General features: G+C 72.2%; 12 protein-coding genes. 1 reads left to right on the top strand and 11 read right to left on the bottom strand.

Features of this window, described 5'->3' with window-relative positions:
• Window positions 1-302: 302 nt before the first annotated feature.
• The gene (locus ACFT2C_RS14215) at window positions 303-698 is read right to left on the bottom strand and encodes a hypothetical protein (protein WP_377207703.1); all 396 of its coding nucleotides are present in this window, start codon (window positions 696-698) and stop codon (window positions 303-305) included.
• A gap of 112 nt (window positions 699-810) precedes the next feature.
• On the opposite strand from ACFT2C_RS14215, the gene ACFT2C_RS14210 reads away from it, so the two are divergent.
• Entirely contained in the window at window positions 811-1,326 is a 516-nt protein-coding gene (locus tag ACFT2C_RS14210) for a hypothetical protein (protein WP_377207728.1), read from the top strand.
• Between the two features lie 74 nt (window positions 1,327-1,400).
• On the opposite strand, the gene ACFT2C_RS14205 is transcribed toward ACFT2C_RS14210, so the two are convergent.
• The 10 genes from ACFT2C_RS14205 to ACFT2C_RS14160 all read right to left on the bottom strand — a co-directional run bounded on the left by ACFT2C_RS14205 (window position 1,401) and on the right by ACFT2C_RS14160 (window position 18,324).
• The gene (locus tag ACFT2C_RS14205) at window positions 1,401-2,504 is read right to left on the bottom strand and encodes a PIG-L family deacetylase (RefSeq protein ID WP_377207702.1); all 1,104 of its coding nucleotides are present in this window, start codon (window positions 2,502-2,504) and stop codon (window positions 1,401-1,403) included.
• A gap of 101 nt (window positions 2,505-2,605) precedes the next feature.
• Complete coding sequence (gene typA, locus ACFT2C_RS14200; protein ID WP_377207701.1) at window positions 2,606-4,549, bottom strand: translational GTPase TypA; 1,944 nt, start codon at window positions 4,547-4,549, stop codon at window positions 2,606-2,608.
• A 228-nt stretch (window positions 4,550-4,777) separates the two neighbouring features.
• Window positions 4,778-6,529: a dipeptide ABC transporter ATP-binding protein gene (locus tag ACFT2C_RS14195; protein ID WP_377207700.1), complete on the bottom strand. Its 1,752-nt coding sequence runs from the start codon at window positions 6,527-6,529 to the stop codon at window positions 4,778-4,780.
• Window positions 6,526-7,488, bottom strand: a complete 963-nt coding sequence (locus ACFT2C_RS14190) for an ABC transporter permease (RefSeq protein ID WP_377207699.1) — start codon at window positions 7,486-7,488, stop codon at window positions 6,526-6,528. Before ACFT2C_RS14190 ends, ACFT2C_RS14195 begins: the two co-directional genes overlap by 4 nt.
• A complete protein-coding gene (locus tag ACFT2C_RS14185; RefSeq protein WP_377207698.1) occupies window positions 7,481-8,407 on the bottom strand; it encodes an ABC transporter permease in 927 nt (308 codons plus the stop codon). The genes ACFT2C_RS14190 and ACFT2C_RS14185 overlap by 8 nt, the downstream gene beginning before the upstream one ends.
• 152 nt (window positions 8,408-8,559) lie before the next feature.
• Window positions 8,560-10,185, bottom strand: a complete 1,626-nt coding sequence (locus ACFT2C_RS14180) for an ABC transporter substrate-binding protein (protein ID WP_377207697.1) — start codon at window positions 10,183-10,185, stop codon at window positions 8,560-8,562.
• A 247-nt stretch (window positions 10,186-10,432) separates the two neighbouring features.
• A complete protein-coding gene (locus ACFT2C_RS14175) occupies window positions 10,433-11,137 on the bottom strand; it encodes an ABC transporter ATP-binding protein (protein ID WP_377207696.1) in 705 nt (234 codons plus the stop codon).
• Window positions 11,134-12,186: an ABC transporter ATP-binding protein gene (locus tag ACFT2C_RS14170; RefSeq protein WP_377207695.1), complete on the bottom strand. Its 1,053-nt coding sequence runs from the start codon at window positions 12,184-12,186 to the stop codon at window positions 11,134-11,136. Before ACFT2C_RS14170 ends, ACFT2C_RS14175 begins: the two co-directional genes overlap by 4 nt.
• A gap of 40 nt (window positions 12,187-12,226) precedes the next feature.
• Window positions 12,227-15,064, bottom strand: a complete 2,838-nt coding sequence (locus ACFT2C_RS14165; protein ID WP_377207694.1) for an FtsX-like permease family protein — start codon at window positions 15,062-15,064, stop codon at window positions 12,227-12,229.
• Window positions 15,064-18,324 (bottom strand): hypothetical protein, encoded by a 3,261-nt coding sequence (locus ACFT2C_RS14160; RefSeq protein ID WP_377207693.1) that lies wholly within the window; start codon window positions 18,322-18,324, stop codon window positions 15,064-15,066. Before ACFT2C_RS14160 ends, ACFT2C_RS14165 begins: the two co-directional genes overlap by 1 nt.
• Window positions 18,325-18,397 lie beyond the last annotated feature (73 nt).

Genomic DNA, 18,397 nt, shown 5'->3' with positions numbered 1-18,397 from the left:
GCGGGGAGGCGTCACCGGGGCAGGACTCGTCCCGGCGTTCTCGTCTGACGTCGGCTCGAGCGGTTCGTCACGCTCGGTCGGCTGACCCATCGGCACGCTCCGTGCAACTACCCGAGACGCGGGCTCTCCGCGTCCCCCAAGGGCGCACCGGACCTGCGGCGAATCCGCTGGACGGGTTCGCCCTGCCGGGCATCTTATCCAGCGAGAATCCTGCCGAAGGTCGCGTTCTGTACGCCCCGAGGTGGAGGTTGTGTATCAATCCTGACCACCATCTTGAACTAGTCCGCGGAGAACCGCAGAGCTCAGGCGGCAGGCCGATCTCGGCCTACCGGCTCCGTGAACCACGACGACGGGAGGAACGCGACGACCGCCAGGATGGCGACCCCCGCATACGACCAGACCATGCCCAGCACGCCGGCCGGGACCACAACGTCACCCCCCGAGCCGGGCAGCGACAGGGCCTGCACGATGGCGACCCAGCCCACGCCGAACCCCAGGAGGGTCCCGTAGCCGGCCCAGGCGCGCGAGAGCACGCTCGCCGCCGCAGTCAGCGCCAGCGCGAGGACCAGCCCGAGATACCAGGACTCGTCGCCGAACCGGTGCACGACCGTGCCGAGGGCGCCCATCACGACGCCGAGCAGGACAGCCAGCAGAGTGCGCACGATCGTTCGCCCGAGGGGGCGTCCGGAGGAGTTCACCCAGCCATTCTCCAGCATTCATCTGGGAGGACCCTGCACATGTGGAACACTCCGGCGGGTGAATACGCTTCAGACACAGACGCAGCTCATCGTTCGACAGCGAATCCGCTTGATGGTCAACCAGTACGAGGTGCACGGCGCACAGCCCGACGGCTCCGAGGGCGAGCTCTACGCGTTCGCGCAGCAGAAGCGCATGGCGTTCCGCGAAGAGGTCACCCTCTACACGGACGAGAGCAAGCAGGAGGCGGTGCTCGGGTTCAAGGCCCGCCAGGTGATGGACCTCGGCGCCACCTACGACGTCGTCGACGCCGGCGGTGCTCCCGTGGGCCTGTTCCGCAAGGACTTCGCCAAGTCGCTGATCCGCAGCACCTGGCACGTCGAGCAGCCCGGGCTGGGCACGGCCACCGGGGCCGAGCGCAACATGGCGGTCGCCGTCCTCCGCCGGCTCATCGACATCGCATGGCTGCCCTACCACTTCGACTTCCTGATCGACGGCCAGCCCGGATTCTCCGTGGAGAAGAAGTTTGGCCTGCGCGACCGCTACGTCGTGAACATCCACGACCCGCGGCTCGACCGCCGGCTCGTGACCGCCATGGCGATCGGCCTGGATGCACTCCAGGAACGCTGACCCTCGTCCCGCCGAGGTAGTCGCTTGGCGAGGTAGTCACCTGAAGCATGCTGGGTAACTACCTCGCCAGCCGACTACTTCGGCGCGGTCACGAGGTAGGTCTCGTGGGTGAGGATCGGGGCCAGCACGCCGTTGGACAGGGCGTACCACCCGGCGACCGGCCCTTCGGGACGCGCCAGCGCGGTCGCATGCTGCACCTGCGTGGCGTGCGCCCGCATCGCGCCGACCACCCGCCCCAGCACGGGCCGCACATCGACCCGCACGACGCCGTCGGCGCGTGCGAAGCCGTCGGCCCTGATGATCGGCAGATCGTCAGGAGATCGGTAGTCCGAGGTGCCGATCTCGTGACTTCCTGCCGACCACGCGTCCAGGTCCTCCTTCGCCAGCGGCGGGAGGGGGGCAGTCGGGGGCGGGAAAGTGAGGTGCTCGGCCGCGGCGAGTGTGCTCGCCTCCGGGAGGGCCGCGAGCGTCGCACGCGCCTCCCGGACCTCGTCCGCCGGGGCGACGGCCTGCCACAGCTCGGCTCCGGCCCACGGCTCGGCCCGCTGCCCGACGGCGACGGGCTCGCCCCCGCGCGCCGCCGCACCTGCGCCGTCGGGCCGCCAGGACGGGTCCGCCGCGAGCTCGAGCGCGCGGACCGTCACCTCGTGCACGCGCCGGTGGTCGGGGTGGCCGTAGCCTCCGCCGGGTTCGTACGTGGCGACGACGGCGGGCCGCCGCGCGCGGATCAGCCCGGCGAGCCGGCCCGCCGACTCGTCGAGCGGCACCCGCGCGAACGCCGTCGACGGGGAGTCCGGGGCGGGACCGGCGACGCCGGGCGCCACCCACGCCATCCCGGAGTCCTCGTACCGCACCGACGCGTCCGACGCGCGGGCCACCCCGGTGACCTGCGGGTCCGCTATCGGGAGGGCGTCCAGGAAGACCTGCTCCACCGCGCCGTCGGCGTCGTCGGCCAGCCGCACCAGGGCAGCCGCCAGCTCGGTCTCCCGGTAGGCGCCCAGCGCCGGACCGTCACCTTCGAGGCCGGCCCGGCCCTCCGACGTCGTGCCGGGGCGTGCGATGACCTCGCCGCGCTCGCCGCGCGTGCAGGTCACGACGCAGACGGGCCACCCGGCCGCCACACGACTGGCGATCAGGGCCCCGGTCGACAACGTCTCGTCATCGGGATGCGCATGCACGGCCAGCAACCCCCCGGAAAAAGCACTGAGTGCTGGATATTCGCCCCCAGAACTGTCGTTCACGGGCGAATATCCAGCACTCAGCGACGGGACGGGGAGGGTCAGGAGCGCTTGGCGCGCGCCGTCGCGCGGGCGCGGTCCGTCGCGTTGAGCAGCACCTTGCGGATGCGGACCACCTCGGGCGTCACCTCGACGCACTCGTCCTCCTGCGCGAACTCCAGCGACTCCTCGAGCGTGAGCTTGCGCGGCGGGATCAGGTTCTCGAAGTTGTCGGCGGTCGAGGACCGCATGTTCGTCAGCTTCTTTTCCTTGGTGATGTTGACGTCCATGTCCTCGTTGCGCGAGTTCTCGCCCACGATCATGCCCTCGTACACCTCCTGCGTGGGGTCCACGAAGAAGGAGCCGCGCTCCTGGAGGTTGATCATGGCGAACGGCGTGACCTTGCCGGTCCGGTCGGCGACGAGCGAGCCCGTCATGCGCGACTCGATCGGGCCGTGCCAGGGCTCGTAGCCCTCGGAGATCGACGCCGCGATACCGGTGCCGCGCGTGTCCGTGAGGAACTGCGTGCGGAAGCCGATGAGGCCGCGCGCCGGGACCATGAACTCCATCCGGACCCAGCCGGTGCCGTGGTTCGTCATGGTCTCCATGCGGCCCTTGCGCTGCGCGAGGAGCTGCGTGACGGCGCCGAGGTACTCCTCGGGCACGTCGATGGTCATCCGCTCCATCGGCTCGTGGGTCTTGCCGTCGATCTGCTTGGTGACGACCTGCGGCTTGCCGACCGTGAGCTCGAAGCCCTCGCGGCGCATCTGCTCGACGAGGATCGCCAGGGCCAGCTCGCCACGGCCCTGCACCTCCCACGCGTCGGGACGCTCGGTCGGGAGGACCTTGAGCGACACGTTGCCGACGAGCTCGGCGTCCAGGCGGTCCTTCACCTGACGGGCGGTGACCTTGTGGCCCTTGCCGCCTTTGCCCGCGAGCGGGGAGGTGTTGATACCGATGGTCATCGAGATCGCCGGGTCGTCGACGGTGATGAGCGGCAGGGGGCGCGGGTCGTCGATGTCGGTGAGGGTCTCGCCGATCATGATGTCCGCGATACCCGCGACGGCGACGATCTCGCCGGGGCCGGCCTTGTCCGTCGGCACGCGGTCGAGCGCCTTGGTCTCCAGCAGCTCGGTGATCTTCACGCTCTGCAGGGTGCCGTCGTGGCGGGCCCACGCGACGTTCTGGCCCTTGGTCAGGGTGCCGTTGTGGATGCGCAGCAGCGCAAGGCGCCCGAGGAACGGCGACGCGTCGAGGTTGGTGACGTGCGCCTGCAGCGGCACGCCCTCCTCGTAGGTCGGGGCCGGGATCTTCTCGAGGATCGTCGCGAACAGCGGCTCGAGGTTCTCGTTGGCGGGCAGGCCGCCGTCGGCGGGCTGGTCCGTCGAGGCGCGGCCGGCCTTGGCCGACGCGTACACGACGGGGACGTCGAGGATGGCGTCCAGGTCGAGGTCCTCGACCTCGTCCGACAGGTCGCCGGCCAGGCCGAGCAGCAGGTCGGTGGTCTCGGCGACGACCTCGGTGATCCGCGCGTCGGGCCGGTCGACCTTGTTCACGACGACGATGACCGGCAGCTTCGCCGCCAGGGCCTTGCGCAGCACGAAGCGGGTCTGGGGCAGCGGGCCCTCGGACGCGTCCACGAGCAGCACGACGCCGTCGACCATCGACAGGCCGCGCTCGACCTCGCCGCCGAAGTCAGCGTGGCCCGGGGTGTCGATCACGTTGATGGTGATGCCGTCCGGCTGGCCGTTCTCCGCCGCGGCGGGGCCGGCGTAGCGGATCGCGGTGTTCTTGGCGAGGATCGTGATGCCCTTCTCACGCTCCAGGTCGCCCGAGTCCATCACGCGGTCCTCGAGGTGCTGCCGGGCGCCGAACGACCCCGACTGCCGCAGCATGGCGTCCACGAGCGTGGTCTTGCCGTGGTCGACGTGGGCCACGATCGCGACGTTACGCAGGTCGGATCGGGTCGCACGGGCCGAGGTCGGCGCGGTTGCAGGCACGGTCACGGAGCACTCATTTCCAGAAGGGAGGTCAGGGGCGCGGACTCTGGTCCGAGCGGACCGGTCTCGCAGCAGTACCATCCTACCCGCGAATCGAAATCCCCAGGTGTCGACCGTGTCACTGTGCGGTGAACGCCCCGAGGTAGGTCCGCGAAGTAGAGCGCCTGTCCGAGGGACCCGGGTTGTTGCCGGGGAGACTCGGACAGGCGCTCTACTTCGCGGACCTACTTCGGGTCAGGCGCCGATCTCCAGGCTGGCGCCCGGGATAGCCGCCAGCAGGTCACGCGTGTACTCCTGCTGCGGGTTGTCGAACACCTCGTCGGTGCTCGCGTGCTCCACGATGCTGCCGTCCTTCATCACGGCCACCAGGTCGGCGATCTGCCGCACGACGGCGAGGTCGTGCGTGATGAAGAGGTAGGACAGGCTCAGCTCCGACTGCAGGTCGTTGAGCAGCGTCAGGATCTGCGCCTGGACCAGCACGTCGAGCGCCGAGACCGCCTCGTCGAGCACGAGCACCTCGGGCTTGAGCGCCAGCGCACGCGCGATGGCGATGCGCTGCCGCTGGCCGCCCGACAGCTCGTTCGGGAACCGGCGCATGGTCGCTTGCGGCAGCGACACCATGTCCAGCAGCTCGCGGACGCGCGCCTCGCGCGACTTCCGGTCGCCGACCTTGTGCAGGGCCAGCGGCTCCTCGATCGAGCGGAAGACCGAGTAGGTCGGGTCCAGCGACCCATACGGGTTCTGGAACACCGGCTGCACCCGGCGGCGCAGCGCGAACTGCTCCTTCGGCGACATCTTCGCCACGTCCTTGCCGTCGAACATGACGGTGCCCGACGTCGGCTCGAGCAGTCCCAGCACCATGTTGGCCGCCGTGGACTTGCCGGATCCGGACTCGCCGACCAGCGCGAGCGTGCGGCCCTTGGGCAGCGCGAAGTCGACGCTGTCGACCGCCGTGAAGTCGACGTGCGCACCCGGCCGGGAGCCACGGATGTGGAACACCTTGGTCAGGTCCTTCGCCACGACGACGTCGGCCGCCGCCTGCGCGGCCTCCGGCTCGCCCGCGTGCTCGGCGAGCAGGTCGGCGGCCTCCGTGCCGCGCTCGTGCGCGGACTGGATGCGCCGCGACGCCAGCGACGGGGCCGAGGCCACGAGCCGCTTGGTGTACTCGTGCTGCGGGTCCTTGAGGATCTGCGCCGCCGGGCCGGACTCCACGACCTTGCCCTTGTACATCACCACGAGGTGCTCGGCGCGCTCGGCAGCCAGGCCCAGGTCGTGCGTGATGAACAGGACCGCGGTGCCGAGCTCGGCAGTGAGACCCTCGAGGTGGTCCAGAATCGTCTTCTGCACCGTGACGTCGAGGGCGGAGGTCGGCTCGTCCGCGATGAGCAGCTTCGGCCGCGAGGCCAGGCCGATGGCGATGAGCGCGCGCTGACGCATGCCGCCCGAGAACTCGTGCGGGTACTGGCGGGCACGCTGGGCGGCGTCGGGCAGGCCGGCCTCGCCCAGCAGCTCGGCGACGCGCGCCGTCCGCTCCGCTCGGGAACCCTGGAAGCCGTTGGCCACCAGCGCCTCGTCGATCTGCGTGCCGATGCGCCATACCGGGTTCAGGTTGGACATCGGGTCCTGCGGCACCAGGCCGATCTCGCGGCCGCGCAGGTCCTCGACCTGCTTGCGCTTCAGGCCGACGAGCTCGCGCCCGCCGAACGAGATGGTCCCGGAGGTCACCTTGCCGGTGCCCGGCAGCAGGTCGATGATCGCGTGCGCCGTCGTCGACTTGCCCGAGCCCGACTCCCCCACGATCGCCACGGACTGGCCGGGGTAGACCGTGAGGTCCACGCCGCGCACGGCGTCCACGGTGCCGGTGGCCGTCGTGAAAGAGATCTGCAGGTCGCGGATCTCGAGCAGCGGCGTGCTGTCGTCGCGCTTCTCGGCCGGAACCGGGGCGTCCTCGGTGGTTCCGTCGGTGAGGGGGATCGTGGTGGTCATCGCTTCCTCGCCTTCGGGTCGAGGGCGTCGTTCACGACGTCGCCCAGCATGATGAAGCCGAGCACCGTGAAGGCGAGCGCAGCGGCGGGGTAGAACATGATCTCCGGGTTGGTGCGGATCGAGGCGCGACCGTTCGCGAGGTCCCCGCCCCACGAGACGGTGGACGGGTCGAGACCGATGCCGAGGAACGTCAGGGTCGCCTCGGCGACGATGAACGTACCGAGAGCCACCGTCGAGTACACGATGATCGGCGCCGCCGAGTTCGGCACCACATGCCGCCAGAGGATAGCGGCACGACTCATACCCAGTGCCTTGGCTGCCGTCACGAACTCGTTGTTCTTCACACTGAGCACCGCACCACGCGTGATGCGGGCGATGGTGGTCCAGCCGAAGGCCGCCAGCACCACTGCCACGGTCAGCGCATCGCGCGCCGGCGCGATGCTCAGGATCACGATCGCGGCGAGCACGAAGGGCACCGCGAAGAAGATGTCCGTGAGGCGCGACAGGATCGTGTCGAGCCAGCCGCCGTAGTAGCCGGCGACGGCGCCGATGACCGTTCCCAGCAGGACCACCATCACCGTGGTGAGCAGACCGACCAGCACAGAGGCGCGAGCCCCGTACAGGGTGCGGGTGTAGATGTCGCAGCCGTTCTTGTCGGTGCCGAAGAAGTGCTCGCTCGACGGCGGGAGCAGCGAGTCGGGCAGGGAGCACCCGACGCGCGGCAGCATGTTCGTGAACAAACCCGGCGCGACAGCGACCACCACCACGAGCACGATCATCACAGCCGAGACCCAGAACATCGGGCGATGGCTCATGTCCCGCCAGGCATCACGCCACAGGCTCGTCGGCGCCTCGTCCGTGGAGACGGCGTCGACCACGCCGACGGTGACTTCCTCGGGTGCGGCCACGTAGTGGCCCTGGCCCGGACGCGGGGCCATGTCGTAGCGGTTCTCAGGCATAACGGATCCTCGGGTCCAGGACGGCGTACAGCAGGTCCACGAGCAGGTTGGCGACGATATAGACGAGCACGATCACGGTGGACAGTGTCACGATGGTGACCGCCTCCCCGGAGCCGATCGCCTTGTACAACGTGCCGCCGACGCCGTTGATGTTGAAGATGCCTTCCGTGACGATCGAGCCCGTCATCAGGTTGCCCAGGTCCACGCCGATGAAGGTGACGACGGGAATGAGCGAGTTACGCAGCACATGCCTGCCGACCACCCTGTCGCGCGACAGGCCCTTGGCACTCGCGGTGCGTACGAAGTCCGCGGAGAGATTCTCGATGACCGACGTCCGGGTCAGGCGCAGGATCTGGGCGAACGACGCCGTCGCGAGCACGATGGCCGGCATCAGCAGGCTGTAGAAGTCGGGATCTCGCCCCGCGGTCACGGGCAGCCAGTCGAGGTTGACGCCCACGACGATCTGCAGCACCAGGCCGGTGACGAACGTGGGCAGCGCGATCAGCAGCAGGCTGAAGACCAGCACGGTCGAGTCGAACAGCTTGCCCTTGCGGATCCCGGCGAACAGGCCGAAGGCGATGCCGAACACCGACTCGAAGACGAGTGCCATGAGCGCGAGCTGGAACGTGATGGGCAGAGCCTCTGCCACGACCTCGGCCACCGGACGACCGGTGAAGGTGTTGCCGAGGTCGAACGTGAAGATGCCCTTGAGGTAGTACAGGTACTGGACGATGAACGGCTGGTCCAGATGGAACTGGGTGCGAATCTGCTCCTGCACGGCTTCGGGCAGGCCCCGCTCACCACCCAGTCCGGCCACGGGATCACCCGGGCGCAGGAAGACCAGTGCGTAGAGCAGCAGTGTGGCGCCGAGGAACACAGGGATCACCTGCAGCACCCGGCGTCCGAGATACCAAAGCATCTTAATTTCTCCTTGGGCGGTTTCAGCGAGCCATTCTCCCGGACAACTGCCGGGTCTCACGCCACTGCATAGTGGAAGGCGGGGTACGCATCGCGTACCCCGCCTCTCACCTGGAGCGAAGCGTCACGCCGGGGGTCCGGTCGTGATCAGGCTCACTCCGACTTGGTGACCTGGTACAGGATCGGGTCGCTGTCCCAGCCGAACACCACGTTGTCGACGGCCTCGGACCAGCCGCCCGTCGCGTTGGTGTACCAGAGCGGGATGCCGGGCATGTCCTGGAAGAGGATCGTCTGGGCTTCCTTGTACAGCTCGATCGCCTTGTCGGGGTCGGACTGGCCGTTCGCCTCCTTCATCTTGGCGTCGAACTCCTTGCTCGAGTAGCCCATGTCGTTCGAGCCGGCGCCCGTGCCGTAGATCGGCCCGAGGAAGTTGCTCATGGCCGGGTAGTCGGCCTGCCAGCCGCCACGGAACAGGCTCTTGATCTCGTTGTTGTCACGCGCGTCGAGGAACTCGTCGAACGTGGGGTACGCGTCGAACTCGCAGTCGACGCCGAGCGTGTCGCGGATACCGTTGCAGGTCGGGTCGATCCACGACTGGTGGTCGCTGTCCGCGTTGGACGCGATGAGGATCGGCTGGTCGCCGAACGGCTCGATCTTCTCGGCCTCGTCCCAGAGCTTCTTGGCCTCTTCGGGGTTGTACTGGAGCACCTCGTTGCCCTCGACGTCGTCGCTCCAACCATTGATGACGGGAGAGGTGAAGTCGGTGGCCGGGGTACGCGAGCCGGAGAAGACCGTCTCCGTGATCTGCTCACGGTCGATCGCCATGGAGATGGCCTTGCGGCGCATCAGGCCGGCCTCGCCCTGGAACGCCTTGACGTACTCGGGAACGTTGATCACCTGGATCACCGCCGCGGGCTGGTTGACCGCGCGGTCGCCCAGCTCGTCCTCGAACGTGCCGAATGCGGACGCCGGGACGTTGGTGATGATGTCCAGGTTGCCGTCGAGAAGGTCGTTGTACGCCGAGTCCTCGTCCTGGTAGGCGACGAGGTCGATGCCGCCGTTCTGCACCTTGCGCTCACCGGTGTACGAGTCGCTGGGGCGCAGCTCGATGACCGAGTTGTGCTCCCAGTTCTCCAGGGTGTACGGACCGTTGCCGATCGGGGCCTTGCCGAACGCCTCAGGGTCGTCGAAGAACGACTCGGGAAGCGGGTAGAACGCCGAGTAGCCCAGGCGCAGCGGGAAGTCGGACTCCGGCTGGTTCAGGACCACGGTGAACGTGAGGTCGTCGTCGACGGTGAGGCCACCCTCCTTGATGAGGGAGGTGTTCTTGTCGTACGAGAAGCCCTTGAACGGCTCGAAGAAGTAGCTGAGGTTCTGCGCGTTGTCCAGGGCAGCCCCGTAGTCCCACGCGTTGACAAAGCTCTCGGCGTTCACAGGCGTGCCGTCCGAGAACGTCCAACCATCCTTGAGCGTGATCGTCCAGGTCTGGTTGTCGTCGGACTCGATCGACTCGGCGACCTCGTTGTGCACGACGCCCTCGGCGTCGTAGTAGACGAGCCCGGCAAAGATATTGCCCGTGACCTTGGATCCGAAGACCTCGTTGGTCATGGTCGGGATGATCGGGTTCTGCGGCTCGCCGTTACCGACCGACACGATGCCGGTGCTGGCACCTTCGCCGGTGTCATCGCCGCCGCCGCCGCCACCGCCACAAGCGGTCAGCACGAGCGACGAGGCAAGCGCGAACGCGCCGAGCCCCATAAGTCGCTTTCGAGGTGTCACGTGTCCTCCTGGGTAGCAGTTCACTCCGGTCCGGCGGTCGCCGTCCGGAGCGATTTCGGGCGCTTCTTTGCACCCCGTGGTATCAGAACTAACGTAGCCGCTCCACGCGGATGATAATGACCACCTCACGGCAAACGCCACCGAGTTGTGACCATCTCGGTACGCGCGGGTAACAATCGGTAACAGTTCTGACCAGGTGGTTCTCATGGCCGTAACACGAGCGCCGAGAGGCCTTCCACCAGGAAATTCACCCGTTGCCCCGGGCCACCACCCGGCCGTCGTGCAGCTCCACCACCCGGTCCGCCCGGGCCATCAGCTCCGGGTCGTGCGTGGAGACGACGGCGGCCACGCCGCGCGCGTGCGTCACCCCCCGCAGCAGGTCCATCACCACCGCCGCGGTGCCGGAGTCGAGCTGCCCGGTGGGCTCGTCCGCGAGCAGCACCTCGGGATCCGCGACGAGCGCCCGGGCGATGCCCACCCGCTGCTGCTGCCCGCCGGACAGCTCGTACGGCCGCTGCTTCGCGTGCCCGGCCAGCCCGACGGCGTCCAGCGCCTCGGCCACGCGCCGCGAGCGCTCCGCCGGCGGGGTGCGCCGCAGCCGCAGGGGCACCTCCACGTTCTCGGCCGCCGAGAGCACGGGCACCAGCCCGAACGACTGGAACACATAGCCGATCCGGTCCCGCCGGGCGGCGAGCACCGCCCTCTCCCCCATGGCCGTCAGCTCGGCGTCGCCGAGCCACACGCTGCCCGACGTCGGATGGTCCAGCCCGCCCAACAGGTTCAGCAGCGTCGTCTTGCCCGACCCGGACGGGCCCCGCACCACGAGCAGCTCGCCCGCGGCCACCTCCAGCGAGGCGTCGGCGAGCGCGCGCACCTGGCCGGCGCCGGTGCCGAACACCCGGCTGAGGCCCTGGGCGCGCAGCACAGTGCGGGCCTCGGTCGTCGTCGTCATCGCTCCTCCTCGGTCTTCCGGTGGTCGAGCCCGTCGAGGCCTGGTCGGGTCTCGACAGGCTCGACCAGCGGGGCCGGCTCGACCAGCGGGGCCGGCTCCGCCGTCGGGACCGGCTCCGCCGCCGGGGCCGGCGCCGCCGGCCACACGCCCACGTGGTCCGGCTCCAGGGCCAGCCGCACGCGGTCGCGCAGGTCGAGCGCGTGCACGAAGTCCTGCGGGAGCTGCAGCCGGCCCACCCGGTCGAGCACCGCGAACTCCTCCGACACGTGCCGGGCCTGCCCGTGCTCGTCGGTCTCGGTACGCCGCAGGGTCTCCGTGGAGGTCCGGCCGTCGCGGATCTGGATGGTGCGTGCGACGTGCTCGGACACCGTCGGGTCGTGCGTCACGATCAGCGTGGTCACGCCCGTCTCCCGGTTCACGCCGCGCAGGGCCTCCAGCACCTCGACGGAGGTTGCCTCGTCGAGCTCGCCGGTCGGCTCGTCCGCGAGCAGCACCCGCGGGCTGTTCGCGACGGCGACGGCGATCGCCGTCCGCTGCTGCTCGCCGCCCGACATCTCGCCCGGCCGCCGTCCGGCCACGTGGCCGACCTCCAGCAGCTCGAGGAGCGCGTCGACGCGGCGCCGTCGCTCGCGGCGGGGCACCGCGTTCGCCAGCTCCAGCGGCAGCCGGACGTTCTCGCTCGCGGTGAGGTACGGCAGCAGGTTGCGCGACGTCTGCTGCCACACGAAGCCGACGGTGGACCGCTGGTACCGCACCCGCTCCGCGTGCCCCATGGTCAGCAGGTCGGTGCCCGCGACCACGGCGGACCCGCCCGTCGGCGTGTCCAGCCCGGAGAGGATGGTCAGCAGCGTGGACTTGCCCGACCCGGACGCGCCGACGACGGCGACGATCTCGCCCGGGTCGACGCTCAGCGTGAGGCCCTGGAGGGCCTGCACCTCGACGCCATCCGTGGCGAAGATCCGGACCAGGTCGCCGCACCGGATCTCGCCGCCGGCCGGCCCGGCCGACGTCTGCGCGCCGCCGTCCATCAGCTCGATGGTCGTGCTCATCGGGTCTCCCTTCGAAGGCCTGGGGTCCGGGCTCGTCGTGTCAGTCATTGCTGCCCATCCGGAGCTGGGCGGCGACCTCGCCGCGTCGGCTCAGTGCCGCCGCGATGCCTACCGCCGCGAGCACCACCGCGACGAAGCCCGCGGCGGCCGCCCCAAGCAGCAGCGGGTCGTACTGCGGTTCGGGCTGGGCCGCCCCGCCGGTCAGCGCGGTGACGTCGACCGCGGCCAGCACGAGCGACGGCACGGCCACGCCGAGCACGGCGCCCACCACGAGCGCGACCACTGCCCACGGCCCGATCTCCCACCCGACGAGCCCGCGCCCCTGGCGCGACGACAGGCCGAGCGTCTGCAGCACCGCGAGCAGCCGGGCGCGCGCCGGTGCCGCGAGCATCAGCGTCATCACGACGGCCGCCGCGCACAGCAGCCCCGCGAGCAGCACCGCCAGCACGAATGCGATCACGAGCCCGCCGGAGACCGGCGCCGCCAGCATCGCGTCGGCCTCCCGGTCCGGATCCTCCACCACCGAGGTGGGCAGCAGCCGCGAGATCTCGGCGGTCACCGCCGCACGGTCGGCGCCGTCCGCCAGGCCGACCAGCGCGAGCCGCGGGAAGCTGTTGTCGCCCGTGGCCGCGGCCAGCCGACCGGCGTCGGCCAGCACGAGCGCGCGGCCGGCGGGCAGGCCGGGCAGCTCGTCGACGACGTCGACCACGTCGACGGGTGCGCTGCCCGCTCCCGTCACGAGCTCGATGCCCGTGCTGCCCGGGCTGACGCCGGGGCCGGCCGCCGCGCGGGTGAGGACCACCGGCACGGCGCCGTCCGGCCCGCCCGTCCGGTCCAGCTCGCCGAGCGTCGCGGGGGTGCCGGCCACGTCCTCCTGGACGATCACGAGCGCCGCCGCGTCCACCGTGTACACCTCGGCGCGCGGCGACGACGCCTCGCCCTGCAGCACGCCGTCGCCCACCTCGGCCACCGGCGAGACCGCGTCGACGCCGTCGAGCGCCGCGATCTTCTCTGTCGCCGGTGCGTCGATGAGCGGGCCGGAGATTCGCAGGTCGGCGCCGGTGGCGCGCCACGCCTCGCGGACGATCCCGCCGGAGACCGTCGAGTACAGCACCGCGGACGTCGCCGCGATCGCGACGGCCAGCACGAGCGCCACGGCCGGGACCGGGCCGCCGGCCGGGTCGCGCGTGGCACGCGCGGCGCCGAGGAACGGCACCAGGTCCCGCCGCGGGGCGAGCGCGCGCTCCACCGCGAGGGCGAGCCACGGGTAGGCGCGGACGGCGAGCAGGGTGAGCGCCAGGGAGACCAGCAGCGGGGCGGCGGCCACGAGCGGGTCGACGCCGGCGGGTGAGGCCGAGCCCGCCACGACCCCGCGGGAGAGGAGCAGCCAGGCGGCAAGCGCAGCGCTCGCGACGACGAGCACCTCCAGCACCCAGCGCAGGCGGCTGCGCGAGCGGGGCGCGAGGTCCGCACGGGTGGGGCGCAGGCCGGCGGGTGAGGTGGCGAGCGCAAGGGCGGCCGCCGGCGCGAGGCCCGCGGCGAGGGCGAGCGCGACCTGGCTCGCGGTGACTGGCGCGTCCAGGCCGACGGCGCCTGAGAGTGCGAGCCCGGCCGCGAACCCGGCGACGGCCGAGCCGAGCCCCACAACGAGGCCCTCCCCGCCCATGAGGAGGCGGAGCTGCGTGCCGGAGGCGCCGCGGGCGCGCAGCAGAACGAGCGCCGTCCGGCGCCGGTCCACGACGAGCCGCGCGCCGAGGGCGAGCACGGCGACGGTGGCGCCGAGCGGCCCGACGGCGAGGACGGCGACTATCGCGTCGACGCCGGTGCGCTGCGCGAGCAGGCTCTCCAGGATCTCGCTGAGGCGGGTGCTGGGCCGCAGCTGGATCGGCGAGGGGTCGCCGGGCCCGGCCTCGACGAGGAAGGTCTTGGCCGACTGGCCGTTGGCCTGGGACAGGAGGGTCGGCACGGCGTCGGCCGTCACGCCGTCGGTGTCCACCGGGTACCAGACCCGGGTCTCGGCCATCCCGAGGGTGAGCGGCGTGATCATGGCGGGGTCGACGTAGGCGGTGGCGGTCCCGAGGAGGCCCCGGTTGGGGTCCGTGATCACGGAGGCCCGGGCCCCCAGGGAATGGTGCAGCCAGTAGTCGGCGTCCGGGTCTCCGGTCTCGAAGATGCCGGTCACGACCAGTGACGGGTAGCGGTCGGCCAGGGCGACCACGCCCGAGCCCGAGAGGTTGTCGTACCGGCCGCCGAGTTCCCAGCCGTACGTGTCCGCGACGGCGCGCGAGACCGCCACCTCGAACGGCGGGGCCTCCACCGTGGGATGTCCGAGGAGCTGGTCCTGCCCGTCGTACTCGGGCCCTGCTGTCGCGGCCGGCCAGCGCCCCTCGACGAGCTCGGCGCGCTCGCGCAGGTCGGTGGCCGCGCGGAGGAAGACCTTGGCCTCCGCCAGCTGGGAGCTGCGCGTCGGTTCGGTGTAGGCAGGGTCGGTCGAGGTGACGTGGAACCGTGGCGCGCCCATCACCGAGCGCAGCGGCTCGGGCGTCTCGGCGCGCACGGTGTCCAGGTTCGCGAGGAAGGGTGCCCAGTCCGGCTCGTCCGGCACGCCGCCAGCGGGACTGGCATCCGGGTCGTAGTACATCCCGCTCGTCGGCTCCCCGGGGATCGACCCGGCCACGGAGATCACGTCACGCGCCGGCCCGGAGGCCTTGGCCGTCTCGTAGGCCACCTGGTCGGCGTGCATGGTCGCGACGGCACGCGGAGCGGTCGAGAGCACGCCCGCCGCGAGGAACGCGACCACGCCGAGCGTCGCCGTCGCGCCCCAGGACGTGCGCAGCTGCCGTCGCGCGAGCAGGCCCAGCCCGGACAGTGCCCCCATCAGCGGACCTCCTCGCGGTAGGTGGTGTCGCGGGCCTGCACGGCCACGCGCCCGCCCACCCCGATCGCCACGAGGACGAGCCCGGCCACGGCCGCGGCCAGCACCAGACCTGTCCCTGCGGTCTCGACGACGAACCGCGCGGGCGGGGCGGCGTCGATGCCCGTGAGCGTCGCGGCGGAGAGGCCGCCCACGGTGAACCGCGCGACGGCCCAGCCGGCGACGGCGCCCACCCCGATCGCCACCAGGCCGACGGCGGTCAGCTCGGCGGCCCGGGCACGGGCCTGCGCGCCGGGACCCAGCCCGACGGCACGCAGCACGATGACCTCGCCGCGCCGGTCGCGCAGGGTCGCCACGGCGACGGCGAGCACGCCCGCGAGCGCGAGCACGGTCGCGCCCGCGGCGGCGAGCCAGAACGAGACGCGCACCGGGACGCCGGAGTCCGTCGAGCGGTAGCCGGGGGTCGTGACGGTCGGCTGCTCGCGGCTGCTCTCCGCGGCGGCCTCCGCCTCGGCCGTCGCCTGCTGGGCCAGGCGCGCGACCGCGCCGGAGGGTGCGGCGGCGCCCGGCGGGCCGGCGGCCAGCCAGACCTCGCTGGTCAGGGCCGGCTCGCTCACCTCGCGGACCAGTGCGGCCGCGAGCGCTCCCCGGTCGATCAGGGCGGCGTACGGTTCGAGCGCCCCGGGCACCGTGCCGGACGTCGCCACGGCGACCACGGGCAGCCGCGTCCCGCCGAGCGTGACCTCGAAGGTGTCGCCCGTGGCGATGCTCAGCGCGTCGGCCAGCGACGACGACGCGAGCAGCGGGACCGGCCCGACGTCGGGCGTGGTCAGGAGGCGCAGCCTGCTGGCCCCGGCGGTGGCATCGCCGAGCGGCATGGTCAGCTCGGCCTCGCCGGACGGCGCGTCCCGGCTGATCTCCAGGCCGTCGGCGCCGTCCAGCGTCTCGGACGACGTCCACTCGGGGGTTGTCATGGGCTCGCCGCCCGCCGTCAGGCCCTCCAGGGACAGCGTCGCCTCCGCCATCGACCAGCCGGGTGTCGTGTCGAGGTCGAGGGCCGCGACCCGCCACGCCTGGCCCTCCGGCGGCGCGGGCACCTGGCCGGACAGCTCGTGCGTCGTCGTGTCCGCGCCGAGCGTTCCGCCGGTGCCGTCGCCCTCGACGAGCCGCCCGAGGGGGACCGTCGCCAGCGTCCCCTCGGGCGTGGCCAGCACGAGCGACGCGTCGAGCTGGTGCACGGGAGCTCCTGCCGGCAGCGTCATGTCGACGGTCTGCCGGATCCGGCCGCTCACGGCCAGAGCGATCTCGCGGGCGCCGTCGGGCAGCGCGGGCGCCCCGGCGAAGGCGTCGCTCGCCAGGTCCTCGCTCAGCCGCGCGACGTCGAGCACCTCCGCGGGCGCACGCACCACCTGCGGCGCCGCCGCGGCGGGCAGGGCGAGGAGCGTGACCGGACGGCCGTCTGAATAGGCGGTGCCGGACAGGACCGGCACCGCCGCGACGGCGGCGTCGCCCGGCCCGGACCCGCCCGGCAGGTACGGCGCCGGGTCGAGCGGGCCGCTCTCGGGCGCGATGACCCGCACGTCCGCGCCGTTGGCGAGCACGTCGACGTCGGCCCGCAGGCGTTCCGCGGTGCCCGCATATCCGCCGGCCAGGCTCGCGGCGCCGCCCGCGAGCACGAGCAGGACCACCGGCACGACGTACACGACGAGCCGCCGGGCCACCTGCCGCGCCGCCAGCGGACCGACGACGCCCCGCGACCGCCCGGCGAGCCCCACCCACAGCCGAGTGGCCGGGCCGAGCACCGCCATCGCCGCCACGGCGAGCGCCGCCAGCGCGAGGGCCGGCGCGGCGGCCGCCGTCGGATCGGTGCGCGGGCCGTCGGGCGTGGTCAGGAGGGGCGAGCCGTAGCGCAGCAGCTGGGTCACGCTCACGACGGCGGCGGCCAGCGTCAGCACGACGGTGCCCAGGGCCGCCACCTGGCGCACGCGCCCCGAGCGGTCGGTCACCTGCCGCCGCACCGCCGCCTGCGCCTGCAAGGCCGCGACCAGCACGAGCGTGGCGGTCGCCACGACGGCGACCGCGAGGGCCACGGCCAGGGGCGTCACCGCGGAGACGGCGGCACCGGCGTCGGCCCGGGCGACTATCCGCAGCGCGCCCCATGCGGCGCCGCCACCGGCCGCCGCGGCGGTCAGGGCCAGCAGAGCGCCCTCGACGGCGGCCGCGGCCGTGACGGTGCCCGGCGCCGCGCCCCGCGAGACGAGCAGCGCCACCTCGCCCTCGCGGGTGGCGGCGAGCAGCCGTGCCACCTGGACCAGCGCGACCAGACCCACGAGCGCCAGCAGACACAGGGGCACCAGCGCCACGGCGTCCGCCGCACGCAGGGCGGCCCCGAGATCCGCGGCGGTCGTGGCGAGCGTGCCGGAGAGGGTCAGGCCGCGAGGTGCGACCGAGTCGTCCTCGCCCAGGGTTGCTTCGACCTCACCGGCGAGCGCCGCTAGGGCGGGCAGCTCCGCGGGGGTGAGCGCGGCACGGTCGGGCACCACGGTCCAGCGGGCGAACGGGTCCGTGTCCAGGCCGGCGATGACGTCCTGGCGCACCACGACCGGGCCGGGATAGGCGCCGTCCGTGCCGGTCAGTGCCACGGGGTCGCCGAGCCAGACGGCGGCGTCCGGGTCGGTGACCCGCCAGGTCGCGGCGAGGGTGACGGGAGTGCCGGTGTCCGCGGGGTTCTCGGGGTCGACGTCGAGCCGGATCGTGTCGCCCACGGCCAGCCCGGCCGACTCGGCGGCGTCCGCCTGCACCGCGGCCTCGTCCGCACCCGCCGGCCAGGCCCCGTCCACCAGCGTGACGCCGTCGGCGCCCGCCCCGGCCAGCGCCTCGTCGCGGGACGGGGCGGGCAGGACGGCCAGAGACCAGCGGCCCAGGTCCTGCCCCTCGCTGTCTCTCGTGTACAGGGGCTCGGTCCGCACGTCGTAGGCGACCTGGTGCGGCACGCCGTCGAGCAGCCCGGCCAGGACCTCCTGGACGCGCGCGTCCTGGGCGTCCGCCTCGGAGCCTTCCGCGAGGCGGGTGGCGAGCAGCAGCGCCCGGCCGGACGGCTCGGCCGCGGCGAGCCCGTCGCGCGCGCCCGCGGTGGCGGCGGCCTGCGTCCAGCCGACCGTCACGCCCAGGGCGCCCGTCAGGACGGCGACCAGGAGCCAGACGAGCGCGAGCAGCCCTCGGTGCGCCGTCGACCGGCGGGCTAGGAGGGTGGCTCGACTCACCGGGCCAAACTAGCCCGACCCTGTGACACCCACGACAAAACTAGAGGCGCCCCGGGCAACGATCCGGTCACGC

Source organism: Promicromonospora sp. NPDC057138 (genome assembly GCF_042670845.1).
In the GTDB taxonomy this organism is placed as follows: Bacteria; Actinomycetota; Actinomycetes; order Actinomycetales; family Cellulomonadaceae; genus Promicromonospora.
This window is presented reverse-complemented; position numbering and strand designations above follow the sequence as displayed.